The 15,340-nt window shown below is 70.7% G+C and carries 11 protein-coding genes and 2 tRNA genes; 9 read left to right on the top strand and 4 right to left on the bottom strand.

Going from position 1 to position 15,340, the window contains the following annotated elements:
* The first annotated feature begins 14 nt into the window (after positions 1–14).
* From gnd to O7627_RS36245, 3 genes are all read left to right on the top strand, one after another.
* On the top strand, positions 15–887 hold the full coding sequence (gnd, locus tag O7627_RS36255) for a phosphogluconate dehydrogenase (NAD(+)-dependent, decarboxylating) (RefSeq protein WP_278097950.1): 873 nt from the start codon (positions 15–17) through the stop codon (positions 885–887).
* A gap of 3 nt (positions 888–890) precedes the next feature.
* Entirely contained in the window at positions 891–2,024 is a 1,134-nt protein-coding gene (gene recF / locus O7627_RS36250; protein WP_278097949.1) for a DNA replication/repair protein RecF, read from the top strand.
* 166 nt (positions 2,025–2,190) lie between these two features.
* Positions 2,191–2,802, top strand: a complete 612-nt coding sequence (locus tag O7627_RS36245) for a DciA family protein (protein WP_278097948.1) — start codon at positions 2,191–2,193, stop codon at positions 2,800–2,802.
* 27 nt (positions 2,803–2,829) lie between these two features.
* Here O7627_RS36245 and O7627_RS36240 read toward each other — a convergent pair whose 3' ends face one another.
* Positions 2,830–3,384, bottom strand: coding sequence for a hypothetical protein (locus O7627_RS36240; protein ID WP_278097947.1), 555 nt, complete (start codon positions 3,382–3,384; stop codon positions 2,830–2,832).
* A gap of 508 nt (positions 3,385–3,892) precedes the next feature.
* On the opposite strand from O7627_RS36240, the gene gyrB reads away from it, so the two are divergent.
* From gyrB to O7627_RS36210, 6 genes are all read left to right on the top strand, one after another.
* Positions 3,893–5,836: a DNA topoisomerase (ATP-hydrolyzing) subunit B gene (gene gyrB, locus O7627_RS36235; protein WP_278097946.1), complete on the top strand. Its 1,944-nt coding sequence runs from the start codon at positions 3,893–3,895 to the stop codon at positions 5,834–5,836.
* Positions 5,837–5,932: 96 nt separating this feature from the next.
* Positions 5,933–9,718 carry an intein-containing DNA gyrase subunit A gene (gene gyrA / locus O7627_RS36230; protein ID WP_278097945.1) on the top strand — a complete coding sequence of 1,262 codons (3,786 nt, stop codon included), beginning with the start codon at positions 5,933–5,935 and terminating at the stop codon, positions 9,716–9,718.
* Positions 9,718–10,857, top strand: a complete 1,140-nt coding sequence (locus O7627_RS36225) for a DUF3566 domain-containing protein (protein ID WP_278097944.1) — start codon at positions 9,718–9,720, stop codon at positions 10,855–10,857. Before gyrA ends, O7627_RS36225 begins: the two co-directional genes overlap by 1 nt.
* 114 nt (positions 10,858–10,971) lie before the next feature.
* Positions 10,972–11,045: transfer RNA gene (locus tag O7627_RS36220), tRNA-Ile, on the top strand.
* Positions 11,046–11,087: 42 nt separating this feature from the next.
* Positions 11,088–11,216 (top strand): DLW-39 family protein, encoded by a 129-nt coding sequence (locus O7627_RS36215; protein WP_278097943.1) that lies wholly within the window; start codon positions 11,088–11,090, stop codon positions 11,214–11,216.
* 19 nt (positions 11,217–11,235) lie between these two features.
* A tRNA-Ala gene (locus O7627_RS36210) sits at positions 11,236–11,308 on the top strand.
* A 229-nt stretch (positions 11,309–11,537) separates the two neighbouring features.
* On the opposite strand, the gene O7627_RS36205 is transcribed toward O7627_RS36210, so the two are convergent.
* From O7627_RS36205 to O7627_RS36195, 3 genes are read right to left on the bottom strand one after another with little or no spacing between them, the layout of a single operon-like run.
* A complete protein-coding gene (locus O7627_RS36205) occupies positions 11,538–14,003 on the bottom strand; it encodes an FtsX-like permease family protein (protein WP_278097942.1) in 2,466 nt (821 codons plus the stop codon).
* A complete protein-coding gene (locus O7627_RS36200; protein WP_278097941.1) occupies positions 14,000–14,725 on the bottom strand; it encodes an ABC transporter ATP-binding protein in 726 nt (241 codons plus the stop codon). Before O7627_RS36200 ends, O7627_RS36205 begins: the two co-directional genes overlap by 4 nt.
* Complete coding sequence (locus O7627_RS36195) at positions 14,722–15,297, bottom strand: PadR family transcriptional regulator (protein WP_278097940.1); 576 nt, start codon at positions 15,295–15,297, stop codon at positions 14,722–14,724. Before O7627_RS36195 ends, O7627_RS36200 begins: the two co-directional genes overlap by 4 nt.
* Between the last annotated feature and the right edge of the window lie 43 nt (positions 15,298–15,340).

Raw genomic sequence — 15,340 nt, 5'->3', positions numbered from 1 at the left:
CCGGAGGGAAGCACATGCAGATCGGCCTGGTAGGTCTCGGCCGGATGGGCGCGAACATGCGGGAACGGCTGCGCGCCGGCGGGCACGAGGTGGTCGGCTTCGACCACCACCCGGAGGTCAGCGACGTCGCCGACGTCACCGAACTGGCGGCCCGGCTCGCCACCCCCCGGGCCATCTGGGTGATGGTGCCGGCCGGCGTGACCGACGCCGCGATCGACGAACTCGTCCCGGTGCTCGCCCCCGGCGACCTGATCGTTGACGGCGGGAACTCCCGGTTCACCGACGACACCGCCCGCGCTGAGCGGCTCGACCAGCACGGCATCGGCTACCTCGACGTCGGGGTCTCCGGCGGGGTGTGGGGGCGCGAGAACGGCTATGCGTTGATGGTGGGCGGCGCGCGGGAGCACGTCGAGCGGCTGATGCCGATCTTCGAGGCGCTCAAGCCGCCGGGCGACTTCGGCTTCGCCCACGCCGGCCCGGTCGGTGCCGGCCACTACGCCAAGATGGTGCACAACGGCATCGAGTACGGCCTCATGCAGGCCTACGCGGAGGGCTACGAGCTGCTCACGAAGTCCGAGATGGTGACGAACGTGCCGGGGGTGCTCGCCTCCTGGCGGGACGGCACCGTCGTGCAGTCCTGGCTGCTGGACCTGCTGGTCCGCGCCCTCGACGAAGACCCTGAACTGGCAAATCTGCGCGGCTACGTGGAGGACACCGGCGAGGGACGCTGGACCGTCGACGAGGCGATCCGGCTCGCCGTCCCGATGAACGTCATCGCCGCGGCGCTCTTCGCCCGGTTCGCCTCCCGCCAGGAGGACTCACCGGCGCTGCGGGCGGTCGCCGCGCTCCGCGAGCAATTCGGCGGTCACCCGACCCGCAAGAAGTGACCCGTGCACGTCCGCCGGCTGGAACTGGTCGACTTCCGCTCCTACGAGCGGCTGAGCATCGATCTTGAGCCGGGCGGCAACGTCCTGGTCGGCCCGAACGGGGTCGGCAAGACCAACCTGGTGGAGGCCCTCGGGTACGTGGCGACCCTGGGCAGCCACCGGGTCGCCACCGACGCCCCACTGGTCCGGGCCGGCGCGACCAGCGCGGTGATCCGGTGCGTGATCGAACACGACGGCCGGGAGCTGCTCGTCGAACTGGAGATCGTTCCCGGCCGGGCCAACCGGGCCCGGCTCGGCCGCTCCGCGGTGCGCCGGGCCCGGGACGTGCTCGGCGCGCTGCGGCTGGTGCTGTTCGCCCCCGAGGACCTGGAACTGATCCGCGGCGACCCGGCCGAGCGGCGCCGCTACCTCGATGACCTGCTGGTCACCCGGCTGCCCCGGTACGCCGGGGTGCGGGCCGACTACGAACGGGTGGTCAAACAGCGCAACGCGCTGTTGCGGACCGCGTACCTGGCCCGCAAGACCGGCGGCACGCGCGGCGGCGACCTCTCCACCCTCGCCGTCTGGGACAGCCACCTCGCCCAGCACGGCGCGGAGCTGCTGGCCGGCCGGCTGGAGCTGGTCGCCGCGCTCGGTCCGCACGTGACGAAGGCGTACGATGCGGTCGCCGCCGGCACCGGCGCCGCCGCCATCAGCTACCGCCCGTCGCTGGAGCTGGCCGGCCCCGCGCCGGACCGGCCGGCGCTCGCGGCGGCGCTGGCGGACGCCCTGGCGCAGGCCCGCCCGGCGGAGGTGGAACGGGGCACCACGCTTGTCGGCCCGCACCGCGACGACCTGACCCTGACACTGGGAGCACTACCCGCCAAGGGGTACGCCAGCCACGGCGAATCCTGGTCGTACGCGCTGGCCCTGCGGCTCGCCGGCTACGAGCTGCTGCGCGCCGACGGGCACGAGCCGGTGCTGGTGCTCGACGACGTCTTCGCCGAGCTGGACGCCGGCCGGCGGGACCGGCTGGCCGGGCTGGTCGGCGGCGCGGCGCAGTTGCTGGTCACCTGCGCGGTGGCCGACGATGTCCCGACGGCCCTGCGCGGCACGCGCTACGAGGTGGCCGAGGGAGGGGTACGCCGTGCCGGCTGACCGCGAGGGCGACCCGGCCGCTGCCGACTCGACCAGGGCCAGACCGGCGGGGGCCAGACCGGCGGGGGCCAAGCCCTCTGCGGCCAAGCCGGCGGGGGCCAAGCCCTCTGTGGCCGAGTCGGCCGGGGCCGAGGCGACGGGGCGGCCGCCGGTACCCGGCCGGGAAGTGGCGGACCCGAGCGGCGGGCGGCCGGCAGGCCAGGGCGTCGGTTCGGCACCCGGGGCCGGTGAACCGGCCGGTCCGGAGTTGGCGCGGGCGGTGCTGGACGCGGCGCTCGCCCGGCGGCAGGCGGGCCGCGCGAATCGGCGTACCCGGGGAGAGGCGGACCTCGACGGAGCGGGAGCGGCCGGCGAGCCCGGCGGGGCGCGGTCCGGTCAGCCCCGCCGGCGGCCGCGGGGCTACTCGGGACCGGGGCCGGACCCGCGTGACCCGCAGCTGCTCGGTGCGGTGCTGGCCCGACTGGTCAAGGCGCGGGGGTGGCAGACCCCGGCGGCCGAGGCGACCGTCTTCGGCGCCTGGGAGCGGGTGGTCGGGCCGGAGGTGGCCAAGCACAGCCGCCCGGTGAAGCTGGACGCCGGCGAGTTGACCGTGGAGGCGGAGTCGACCGCGTGGGCCACCCAGCTCCGGCTGCTGGCCGGGTCGCTGCTGCAGCGGATCGCGGCCGAGGTGGGGCACAACGTGGTCCGCAAGCTGCACATCCACGGGCCGAGCGCGCCGTCCTGGTCCCGCGGCCCGCGCCGGGTCCGCGGCCGCGGACCCCGCGACACCTACGGCTGAGCCGGGGCCGGACCCGGCGTGACCGGCTCAGGAGTCGGCGTAGACGGCGAAGCCCCGGTCGGCGCAGCGCCGGTAGAAGCCGGCCAGCACGCCGAGCTCGGAGCGGGAGAAGCTCCACTGCGGCGCCGCCCCGGACTCGTCCCGCAGGCTGTCGAGCCGGCTGTCGAGCCAACGCAGCTGCTGTTCGGCGAGCCGGCCGTCGGTCAGGGCGGCCCGCAGCACGGCGCCGACCGTGTCGAAGGTCACCGATTCACCGTACGGCCGGTGGCCGTCGACGAACCGCTCCAGCCCGCCGGCGATCCACGCGCAGCCGTCGGGGTCGATGACCGGGTCCTCGTCCTCGGCCGCCGCCTCGGTGGCGTAGAGCACCCCGTCCAGGCCGAGCAGCAGGTCGACCAGCTCCGTGTACGCGGTGGCCCGGACGCTGCCGGTCTTGGCGATGTAGCCGGCGAGTGCCGCCGTCGGAGCCGCCACTGTCGGGGCGTCGGCCAGCTCGCCGAAGTCGACGAACTCGGCGGGAGCCACCGGGTCGTAGAAGCGGCCGGTCCGCGGCCAGTGCACCGCGACGTTGTCCAGCCCCATCGGACGTCACCTTCCTGAGCAGGTTGCGAGGCGATCGGTGTGACCGCCCGCCGCGCTTGCCACGGTGAGACAGCCACGCAAAGTTACGGCACGGCGAGCCGTTCGCGCGACCCCCGACCGGGCAGAGTCGGACGGGGACGCCGGAACCACCCTTGATCGCGGTTCCTCCGTGGGGGGATTCGTGGAGGAGGGTACAACCCGGCTACGGGGGTCTGAGGCGCCTCGCAGGGGTGCCGCGTACTGGTTCTATCGCCCGGGCACAGTAGGATCGACGCAGAGACGAGGACAGCGTGCGGAGCGATGCCCGGACCATACCGGTCCGGATAACCGTTTCGCACCATGTTCGAGCCCGATCGCGATTACGCGGGCAACCGTGGCGACCGGCACGCTCGGTCCGTACCCCGGGTAATTGACGTGGTATCGACCCGCGTGCCCCGCCTCCGGCGGCCCGCCGACCCCGCGCCCGCCCGCGCCTGGTGCCGGGTGGCGCGCGAGAAAGTGGCCGAGGGTGGCAACGCAGAAGAAGCAGGACTACACCGCCGACTCACTCACCGTTCTGGAAGGGCTGGAGGCGGTCCGGAAGCGGCCCGGTATGTACATCGGGTCCACCGGAGAGCGTGGCCTGCATCACCTCGTGCAGGAGGTGGTCGACAACGCCGTGGACGAGGCGATGGCCGGCTACTGCGACACCATCGAGGTGGTTCTGCTCGCCGACGGCGGGGTCCGGGTCGAGGACAACGGCCGGGGCATCCCGGTCGACCTGCACCCGAAGTTGAAGAAGCCGGGCGTCGAGGTCGCGCTGACCGTGCTACACGCCGGCGGCAAGTTCGACGGCAAGGCGTACGCGGTCTCCGGTGGTCTGCACGGCGTGGGTGTCTCGGTGGTGAACGCCCTCTCGGTGAAGATGCAGGTGGAGATCCACAAGTCCGGGTACGTGTGGCGGCAGCGGTACGCCAACTCCAAGCCGAGCCCGCTGGAGAAGGGCGAGGAGACCAACCGCACCGGGTCGATCGTCGCCTTCTGGCCGGACCCGGACGTCTTCGAGACCATCGACTTCAACTTCGAGACGATCTACCGCCGGCTGCAGGAGATGGCGTTCCTGAACCGGGGCCTGACCATCCAGCTGCGCGACGAGCGGGTCCAGGAGGAGGACGGCAAGCAGCGTGAGGTGACGTTCTGCTACAAGAACGGCATCGCCGACTTCGTCCGGCACCTGAACAACTCGAAGAACCCGATGCACCGCAGCGTGATCGAGTTCGGCGCCGAGGACGACGGCATGGCGGTCGAGGTCGCCATGCAGTGGAACGAGTCGTACGGCGAGTCGGTCTACACCTTCGCCAACACGATCAACACGCACGAGGGCGGCACCCACGAGGAGGGTTTCCGGGCGGCGCTGACCGGCGTGGTGAACAAGTACGGCGCGGACAAGAAGTTCCTCAAGGGGGACGAGAAGCTCTCCGGCGAGGACATCCGGGAAGGGCTGGCGGCGATCATCTCGGTGAAGCTGACCAACCCGCAGTTCGAGGGCCAGACCAAGACCAAGCTGGGCAACACCCCGGTCCGCAGCTTCGTGCTCAAGGTCTGCAACGAGTGGCTGGCCGACTGGCTGGAGCGCAACCCGGCCGAAGCGAAGATCATCATCACCAAGGCGTCCCAGGCGGCCCGCGCCCGCATCGCCGCCCAGCAGGCCCGCAAGCTGGCCCGCCGCAAGTCGCTGCTGGAGTCCGGCTCGATGCCGGGCAAGCTGGCCGACTGCCAGTCGACCGATCCGCGCGAGTCCGAGGTCTTCATCGTCGAGGGCGACTCGGCCGGCGGCTCGGCGAAGCAGGGCCGGGACCCGCGGACCCAGGCGATCCTGCCGATCCGGGGCAAGATCCTGAACGTGGAGAAGGCCCGGATCGACCGGGTGTTGAAGAACAACGAGGTGCAGGCCCTGATCACGGCGCTGGGCACCGGCATCCACGACGACTTCGACATCGAGAAGCTGCGCTACCACAAGATCGTGCTGATGGCCGACGCCGATGTCGACGGGCAGCACATCCAGACCCTGCTGCTGACCCTGATCTTCCGCTTCATGCGGCCGCTGGTCGAACTGGGGCACGTGTACCTCGCCGCCCCGCCGCTCTACAAGATCAAGTGGAACCGGAAGGGCGACGACGCCCAGTACGCCTACTCCGACCGGGAGCGGGACGGGCTGATCGCGCTGCGTCAACAGAAGAAGCCGAACGCGAAGCCGGACGACATCCAGCGGTTCAAGGGTCTGGGTGAGATGAACTACCCAGAACTGTGGGAGACCACGATGAACCCCGCTACGCGTACGCTGCGTCAGGTCACGCTCGACGACGCTGCAACCGCGGATGAGCTCTTCAGCGTCCTGATGGGGGAGAACGTGGAGGCTCGCCGGTCGTTCATCCAGCGCAACGCCAAGGACGTCCGCTTCCTTGACATCTAGTTCCCGGCCGCTTCCACACAGTTATCCACAGCTTCGCCGGTATCCACAGCCGTTATCCACAGCGGAAAAGCCACATGAGTCTGATAAGGGTAGACAGTGACGGATAATCCCGATTCGTTGAGCAACGAGCCGGACGCGCCGGTTCCCGGCGTGGGTGGGGTCGTCGAGCGGGACCGCATCGAACCGGTCGGGCTCGAAGTCGAGATGCAGCGGTCGTACCTCGACTACGCCATGAGCGTCATCGTCGGGCGGGCCCTGCCCGACGTCCGGGACGGCCTCAAGCCCGTACACCGCAAGATCCTCTACGCGATGTTCGACTCGGGCTACCGCCCGGACCGCGGCTACGTGAAGTGCTCGCGGGTGGTCGGCGACGTGATGGGCCAGTTCCACCCGCACGGCGACTCGGCCATCTACGACGCCCTGGTCCGGATGGCCCAGTCCTGGTCGCTGCGCTACCCGCTGGTCGACGGCAACGGCAACTTCGGCTCCCCCGGCAACGACCCAGCCGCCGCCATGCGCTACTGCGTCACCGGGGACGCTCGGGTCCGGATCGCCACGGGAACCGTACGGATCGACGAGATCGTTCCCGACGCGCCACCGGACTCAGAGACCGGCATCGACCTCAAGGTCCGGGACCGGAACGGCGACCTGGTGCAGGCGAGCAAGTTCTTCCACTCCGGCGAGCACCCGACGCTACGGGTGCGGACCAGGGAGGGGTACGAACTGACCGGCACCCACAACCACCCGGTGCTCTGCCTGGTGGAGGTGGCGGGGGTCCCGACCCTGCTCTGGAAGCTACTGGCTGAGGTCCGCCCCGGCGACCGGGTCGCCATGCAGCGGGTTGTGCCGGACGAGATCGGCTACCCCGTGCTGGAGCACGTCGAGGCGGCCGTCCTCGCTGGCGCCTTCGTCAGTGAAGGCTGGGCTTCTGAGAATCGGGCCGGCTTCAACAACGTTGACCGAGAGTTCTTCGGTCGCGTGGTCGCGGCGTACGACCTCGCCGTTGGTGGTCCCCGCTACCTCAGCCAACGGACGATCGCCTCCGGTAGCACGCTGCACGAGATGGACATCCAAGACCTCACCGCGCTGCGCAGGAGCATTCTGGGCGACCTGGTCGGGCATCGGAGCGCGGGGAAGTTCGTACCTGCGTTCGTTTGGCAAGGCCCGGCCGCCGTGAAGCGGGCCTTCCTTCAGGCGCTCTTCGAGGGAGACGGTTCCTCGTCGCTGCTGCCGCGAAACACGATCCAGGTTTCCTACTCGACCCGCAGCGAGCTGCTGGCCCGGGAAGTCCAGCAGTTGCTGCTGGAGTTCGGCGTGGTCAGCCGGCAGTGCAGGTACGACCAGGGCGAGATCAAGGTTGTCGTGACGAATCGTCGCGACGCGCGGATCTTTGCCCACCAGGTCGGATTCCTCGGCCGCAAGCAGCTCAAGCTGATGGCGGAACTGGCCGGGATACCGCGGCAGAGTACCGCGCTGTCCAGCGATCACGTGCCGTTCGTTGGAGCCTTCCTCCGGGAACATGGTGCCGATCGTTGGACGGAGCGGGACTGGCTGCGCCGGCACAACATCGACCGGATTGAGCGGTGGGAGCGGGACCGCGACGAGATTGCCGCCCGGGTCACCAGTCAGGACGCTCTCGCGGTCGTCGAACCGCTGGTCGACGGGCGGTTCTACTACGCCGAGGTAGCCACGGTGACCGACGTGGGGGTGCGACCGGTCTACAGCCTCCGGGTCGAGACCGATGATCATTCGTTCGTCAGCAACGGCTTCGTGAGCCACAACACCGAGTGCAAGCTCGACCCGCTGGCGATGGAGATGCTGCGGGACATCGACGAGGACACCGTCGATTTCCAGAACAACTACGACGGGCGGGCCAAGGAGCCCACCATCCTCCCGTCCCGCATCCCGAACCTGCTGGTGAACGGCTCCGAAGGCATCGCGGTCGGGATGGCGACCAAGATCCCGCCGCACAACCTGCGGGAGATCGCGGCCGCCGTGCAGTGGTGCCTGGAGCACCCGGACGAGGATGAGCCGACCACCCTCGAAGCGCTGATCGGGATCGTGAAGGGTCCGGACTTCCCGACCCACGGCCTGATCGTCGGCACCACCCCGATCCAGGAGGCGTACCGGACCGGGCGGGGTTCGATCCGGATGCGCGCGGTGGTCGACGTCGAGGAGGACAAGAAGGGTCGGCCGTGCCTGGTCGTCTCGGAGCTGCCCTACCAGGTCAACCCGGACAACCTCGCCGAGCGGATCGCGGAGCTGATCAAGGAGGGCAAGCTCGCCGGCATCGCCGACATCCGGGACGAGTCCTCCGGGCGGACCGGCATGCGGATCGTGCTGGTGCTCAAGCGCGACGCGGTCGCCAAGGTGGTGCTCAACAACCTCTACAAGCACACCCAGCTGCAGGAGACCTTCGGCGCCAACATGCTGGCCCTGGTCGACGGGGTGCCGCGCACGCTCAACCTGGCCCAGTTCATCCGCTACTACGTCGATCACCAGATCGACGTGATCCGGCGCCGGACGGCGTACCGGTTGCGCAAGGCCGAGGAGCGGGCGCACATCCTGCGCGGTCTGGTGAAGGCGCTGGACGCGCTGGACGAGGTGATCGCCCTGATCCGGCGGTCGCCGACCGTGGAGGAGGCCCGGCAGGGCCTGATCGAGCTGCTCACCATCGACGAGATCCAGGCCACCGCCATCCTGGACATGCAGCTGCGGCGGCTCGCCGCGCTGGAGCGCCAGAAGATCATCGACGAGCTGGCCAAGATCGAGCTTGAGATTGCCGACCTCAAGGACATCCTGGCCAAGCCGGAGCGGCAGCGGAAGATCATCTCCGAGGAGCTGGGCGAGATCGTCGCCAAGTGGGGCGACGAACGGCGTACCAAGATCCTGCCGTTCGACGGCGAGGTCTCCATGGAGGACCTGATCGCCCGCGAGGACGTGGTGGTCACCATCACCCGGACCGGGTACGCCAAGCGCACCAAGGTTGACCTCTACCGCTCGCAGCGCCGGGGCGGCAAGGGTGTCAGCGGGGCCAGCCTGCGCCAGGACGACATCGTCAGCCACTTCTTCGTCGGCTCGACCCACAACTGGATGCTGTTCTTCACGAACAAGGGCCGGGTCTACCGGGCCAAGGCGTACGAGTTGCCCGAGGCGAACCGGGTGGCCCGCGGGCAGCACGTTGCGAACCTGCTGGCGTTCCTGCCGGACGAGCAGATCGCCCAGGTGATCCAGATCCCGGACTACCAGGTGGCGCCGTACCTGGTGCTGGCCACCCGCAACGGACTGGTGAAGAAGACCCGGCTGGAGGAGTTCGACTCCAACCGCAGCGGCGGCATCATCGCGATCAACCTGCGCGACAACGACGAGCTGGTCGGCGCCGCGCTGGTGGCGTCCGAGGACGACCTGCTGCTGGTCTCCAAGAAGGCGCAGGCGATCCGGTTCAACGCCACCGACGAGGCACTGCGACCGATGGGCCGGGCCACCACCGGCGTGATCGGGATGCGGTTCACCGACGACGACGTGCTGCTGGCCATGGAGGTGGTACGCCCCGGGCTGGACGTCCTGGTGGCCACCAACGGCGGCTACGCGAAACGTACGCCGATCGAGGAATACCCCGTGCAGGGACGGGGAGGTAAAGGGGTACTGACGGCCAAAATCACCGAGCGGCGGGGTGGGCTGGTCGGTGCGGTCGTGATCGACCCGGATGACGAGTTGTTCGCGATCACCAGCAACGGGGGCGTCATCCGGACTCCGGTGAAGCCTGTACGCCGCACGCGCGATCGGAACACAATGGGGGTCAAGCTGATGGACCTTCCGGACGGTGTGACTATCGTGGCCATTGCTCGCAATGCCGACGAGCCTGACGAACAGGACAGTTGATGACGGAGACACAGGCGAAGTCGGGGGGGTCGGGGGCCTCGACTAACCCGGTCGACGAGGAAGCCGCGGGCGGCGCCCCAGCGACCGGCCGCGCCGCCGTCGGCCGGGCCACGGTCCCCGGCGACGCACCGTCCCCGAAGTTCACCCGCGCACCGGGCATGCCGCCGCCACCGGACCAGCCCAGCGGGAAGCAGCCGGACGGCGACGGGTCAGACCCGGAGAGCAGCGGGGCGACCTCGACCGCCGCCTCTTCGAGTGCGGTGACCGCGGCGGCCAAGGCCGCAGCAGCCTCCCCCGCCCCGCTGGTCACACCGCCCGGCGGGCCGGGCAAGACCCCGGGCACGTCCGGTTCGACGGGTCTCGGCCCGGCCGACCGTGGTGCCAGCGATCGCGGCTCGACCGGCTTCGGCTTCGGAACGGCCACCGCCGGATCCGCCAGGTTCGGCTCGTCGTCGTTCGGCTCGTCGTCGGCCGGCTCGTCGTCGGCCGGAAGCGCTGGCTCGACCACCGGCGCCGATTCCGACGCGGATCGTCCCGACGGGCACCGCGCGACCGGCTCGGCGAGCGCCACGTCGCCGGGCGGCACGGAGTCCCGGACCGGCTCGTTCCGGTTCTCGCCGGGCGCCAGCTCCACCCGGACCACCGGGTCGCCACGGAGCACGGTCAGCAGCGCCACCGCCGCCGTCACCGGCGCGGCCGCCGTCGGCGCCGCCAGGGTGACCGAGGCGGTACGCGCGGCGCGCAGCAACGTCGGCTCGGCCGCCTCCCGTGGCCCCCGGCGAGCCCGGCTGAACGTGAAGCGGATCGACCCCTGGTCGGTCATGAAGTTCTCGTTCGCCGTCTCGCTGGTGCTCTTCATCGTCGTCATCGTGGCGACCTCGGTGCTCTACCTCGCACTGGACGCGATGGGGGTCTTCGAGAGCGTCAACACCAGCCTCACCGACCTGATCAACGCCGGCGGGGCGCAGGGCGGGGACAGCTTCCGGATCACCGCCAAGGGTGTGATCCTCACCTCGGCGCTGATCGGGCTGGTGAACGTCGTGCTGTTCACGGCGCTCGCCACGCTTGGCGCGTTCGTCTACAACGTCTGCGCCGACCTGGTCGGCGGCGTCGAGCTGACCCTGGCCGAGCGGGACTGACCTGGAGCGGGGCCGGAGCCGTCGACCTGTCGGCGGCCCGGCTCCGGATTCCCCACCCCCCGCCTCAACTTGGGGGGCGGGACGGCGGTACGGTACCCTTGCTCGTCGCAGCACGGGGCTATAGCTCAGTCGGTTAGAGCGCAGAGCTGATAACTCTGAGGTCGATGGTTCGATTCCATCTAGCCCCACTTCACACCCGTCCGACACCTAGTCGAGCGTGAGGACCGCCCATGTTGAAGAAGATTCTGATCCTCGTCGGCGTGGTCGGCGTGGCGGCGCTCGTGGCCAAGAAGGTCAAGGAGTCCAACGACGAGCGTGCCCTCTGGCACGAGGCCACCACCGCTCCGGACCTCCGGTAGCGACCGGCCGGCCACCCCGGGGGCCGTAGCTCAACTGGCAGAGCACTGCCTTTGCAAGGCAGGGGTTAGGGGTTCGAGTCCCCTCGGCTCCACTCGAAACACGTATGCAAGAGCGGCCTGTGACAGCTGAGGTTCGAGCGACTGGTCGAGGACCCATTGCATTCAACGTCCGCCGTGATCCTCAGGTGGCGCTCCTGTTCGCCGATCCGACGGGCAGTCGATGGTTCTGGACCGGCAACCCGTGCCGCGCTTCGACGGTCGGCATGACCCACCCACCTGGCTGAAGTCCGCAGGATCCGTCCCAGGCCGGTGGGCGTCCGCTCACTCCAGGCGCACCCGAACCAGGGAGCGCGGTTCCCGGCCGGCGAACAGCCAGCCGAGCGCCGTGGCGAGCAACGGTACGCCGACCGCGATTACCAGTAGCTCCACGACCGGCACCCGCGTCAGCTCGTGGAGCTGATCGCGGGACGAACCGGCCAGGATGACGGTGTACGCCCCGGCGATGCCGAGGATTCCGCCCAGCAGCGCGAGGCCGCCGGCCGTGGCCGAGGTGAGCCGGCGGCGGATGCGACCCGTCGCGCCCGTTGCGGTCAGCGTACGCAGGTCGCCCGCCGCCTCGGCGCGGATCAGCCCGACCGTCATGGCGAGGATCGCCAGCGCGAGCACGGTTCCACCGGCCGTCGCGATCGCCCGCAGTGTGGACAGCCCGCCGCGCCGGTTGCGGTCCTCGACCACCAGGCCGGCGTCGAGCCCCAGGTCCCGAGCCCCGGCGAGCTGCTCCGCCGTCAGCGGCTGCGGAGCCTCGACCAGCCAGCCGCTGCGCACCGGTTTCCAGTTGTTGCGGTGCAGCGCCGCTGGCGTGAGAAACGTCTTCGGAAGCGACTCGAACCGGGGGCTCGGCAGCCGCTGGACAGCCGCCTCCGGTGTGGACCGTCGGGTGTCGCCGGTGGCGGAGAGCACCGACAGGTCCGAGGAGGGCTCCGCGATCAGCAGGTCGGTTGCCGGCTCGATGCCGGCCGGGTCGACGCCGTAGTACCGGAGCAGCTCGGGGGTGGCGACCATCGGTACGGTCGGCGAATCGTCGGCCGATTCTGGACCGGTCCGCGGACCGACACCGACCGGCAGCCGCCCGACCCGCTCGCCGTCGGCGTCCGGCAGCGGCGCCGTGGCCGGATCGACGGCGACATCGAGCGGAATGACGGCCGCGCCGGCGAGGGTGGCCGTGTACCGCCCGACCTGGTCCTCGAGTGCCGCGAGCTGACTCGGTGTGCGGTCGGGAACGCGTACCCCGGGAGGGTCGACCCAGATGATGAGCTGGCGGTCGGAGAGGTTGCCCTCGGCGGCGGTCTGTTCCAGGGTTGTCGCTGCGACCACGATCGCGGTCGGGATCGCGAGCGCCACGCTGATCGCGGCCAGCGCCGCGCCCGACCGGGCCTGATGACGGGCCAGGTCCCGCAGGGCCAACCGGGGCGCGACCGGAAGTCGGGCGCCGACGGCGGCGAGCACTCTTATCGCCAGCGGGGCGACGAAGAGCATGGCGAAGCCGACCGCCAGGGTGCCGGCTACGACCAGCGCCGCGTCGGCGATCGCCAGCTCCTCGTCGCCTGCCGCGCTGCCGCGTTGTCCGAGCCGCAGCGACCCGATGCCCAGCCCGAGGAGTACGGACGCGGCAACCGCCGATCGGCGTACCCGCCTGGGCCGGGGTGGGCGGGCGGAGAGGGCGAGCGTTATCGGCACCCGGGCGGCGGTGCGGGCCGGCCGCCACGCTGCGGCGATGGCCATCGCGACCGTCAGCAGCATCGCGACGGCGATCTGCCACCACGGCAGGTCGAGCCGGTCGATGCGGTGCCCGGCCGCCGTTTCGAACCGGGGCGTCACGGCGACCCAGACCCCGACACCCGCGACCGTACCGACCACCGACGCGGCGGCACCGACCACGGCGCCGTTGGCCAGCACCACCAGGCGGAGCTGCCGTGGCGTCGCCCCGACCGAGGCGAGCAGCCCGAGTTGGCGGAGCCGGCGGTGCGCGAGGGCGGCGAAGCCGGCAGCGGCGAGGAGACAGATGAGCAGCAGGCTCACCGCGAAGACGCTGAAAACTCCGAGGGCGGATTCGACCCACGCGTACGACGGTCGCAACTCGTACCCCGGCTGGCCGTGCCGGGCGCGGTATTCCGCGAACCGGACCGGGTCGGCGGCGGTGAGCACGCTCACCGACTCGGCCGGCTCGGGTTGTGCCGGCGTGACGAGGGCGAACTCCGCGCGGAGGTCGCCGGGGTTCTCGACGAGGCCGACCACGGTCCAGGAGCGGCCGGCGAGCGACAGCACGCCGCCGACGCGTACCCGTAGTTCCGCCGCGACCTCGTCGGTGAGCGCCGCCTCGTCGGGGGTGGTGGGGTAGCGACCCGCCAGCAGCCGCAGCATCGGTCGGCTGTACGGCCCGTGGGGGTCCTGCGCCCGCAGTTCGAGGGTCTGAACAGAGGCCGGGACCGGCAGGTACCAGTGTCGGACCACGTCGATGGTGCCGAACCACTCCCGAGCCCGCGCGACCCGGGAGTCCAGCGGCTGCCCCTCAGCGGCGTACAACGTGAGCCGTTGGCTGGCGTCGCCGAACCGGGCGGTGCCCGGCGGGGTCGAGTGGTAGCCGGCCGAGACCCCGACCACGGCGGCGGTGACGGCGATGGTCAGGAGCGTCAGCACCCCGATCTGCTGCCGCCACTCGCGGCGGAACAGGCGCCACGCCCAGCGGATCACCGCCCGCCGGGCCGGCAGGCCGCCGTTACGGCTCACCTGTTCGCCCCTGGCGTCAGGAGAGATTCGGGACCGGGACCGGGTGCGGTCTGGTCGACCACCCGGCCGTCCCGCAGGAACACCACCCGGTCCGCCCAGGAGGCCAACTGGGCGTCGTGGGTCACCACCACGCCGGCCACGCCGTTCTGGCTGGCCAGCCGGAGCATGCGCATCACGGCCTCACCGGTCAACGAGTCGAGCGCGCCGGTGGGCTCATCGGCGAGCAGCAGCTGGCGGTCACCCACCACGGCCCGCGCGATCGCCACCCGTTGACGCTCGCCGCCGGAGAGCTCGTCCGGGTAGTGGGTGGCCCGCCCGGCCAGGCCGAGCTCGGCCAGCACCGCCATCGCGGCGGTGCGGGCGACCTTGGCCTTCACCCCGTCCAGTTCCAGCGGGAGCGCCACGTTCTCGACGGCGGTCAGGCCGGCGAGCAGGTTGAAGTCCTGGAACACGAACCCGATCGACCGGCGCCGTAGCCGGGCCCGGTCGTTGCGGGACAGGCCCGCCAGGTCCTGGCCGGCGATCCGCACGTCGCCGCTTGTCGGTTCCTCAAGCGTTCCGGCGATGGTGAGCAGGGTGCTCTTGCCTGATCCGCTCGGGCCCATCACCGCCACCAGTTCGCCGGTCCGGACGGCGAGGTCGACCTCGCGCAGCGCGTGCACCTCGGCGGGACCCGATCCGTAGACCTTGCAGACCTGGCGCAGTTCAATGGCGGTGCTCATCGCCGTACCCCCGCGATCCTTCGGCCGATCCGCGGCGCGGACGTCGGTTTTTCGCTCGCGGTGGGGGCCGGCAGGCGCTTGAGTCGGGCATCCGCGGTGTCGAGCCAGCGGACGATCGCCTCGATCCGGAACAGCTCCGCGTCCACGACGAGCGCCAGCTCCACCTCCCCCTCGGCGATGTCGCTCTTGAGGTGGGTGTACTCCTGCATCGCCTGCACCAGGTGCCGGCGGTGCACCTGGAGCAGCTCGGGCAGGTCCACCCCCGGTACGCGCATCGCCACGAGCAGCTTGATGACGAGCTCGTCCCGTGGTGGCGGAACGACGTCAGGTGGGGTGCGCAGCCACTGGGTCAGCTCGTCCGAACCGGTCCCGGTGATGGTGAAGACGTTCTGCGGCCCGGAGCCCTCCGACTCGACGAGGCCGTCGCGTTCCAGGCGTTGCAGGGTGGTGTAGACCTGCCCGACATTCAGCGGCCACACCTCCCCGGTACGGGACTCGAAGTCGTGTCTCAGCTGGAGGCCGTACTTCGGGCCCTCGCTGAGCAGCGCCAACAGGGCATGGCGGATGCTCATACCGGGTATGATACTCGGTATACTCGCTCGATCGTCAAGACCG

Origin of the sequence: Solwaraspora sp. WMMD1047 (genome assembly GCF_029626155.1) — a bacterium.
Lineage (GTDB): Bacteria > Actinomycetota > Actinomycetes > Mycobacteriales > Micromonosporaceae > WMMD1047.
This window is presented reverse-complemented; position numbering and strand designations above follow the sequence as displayed.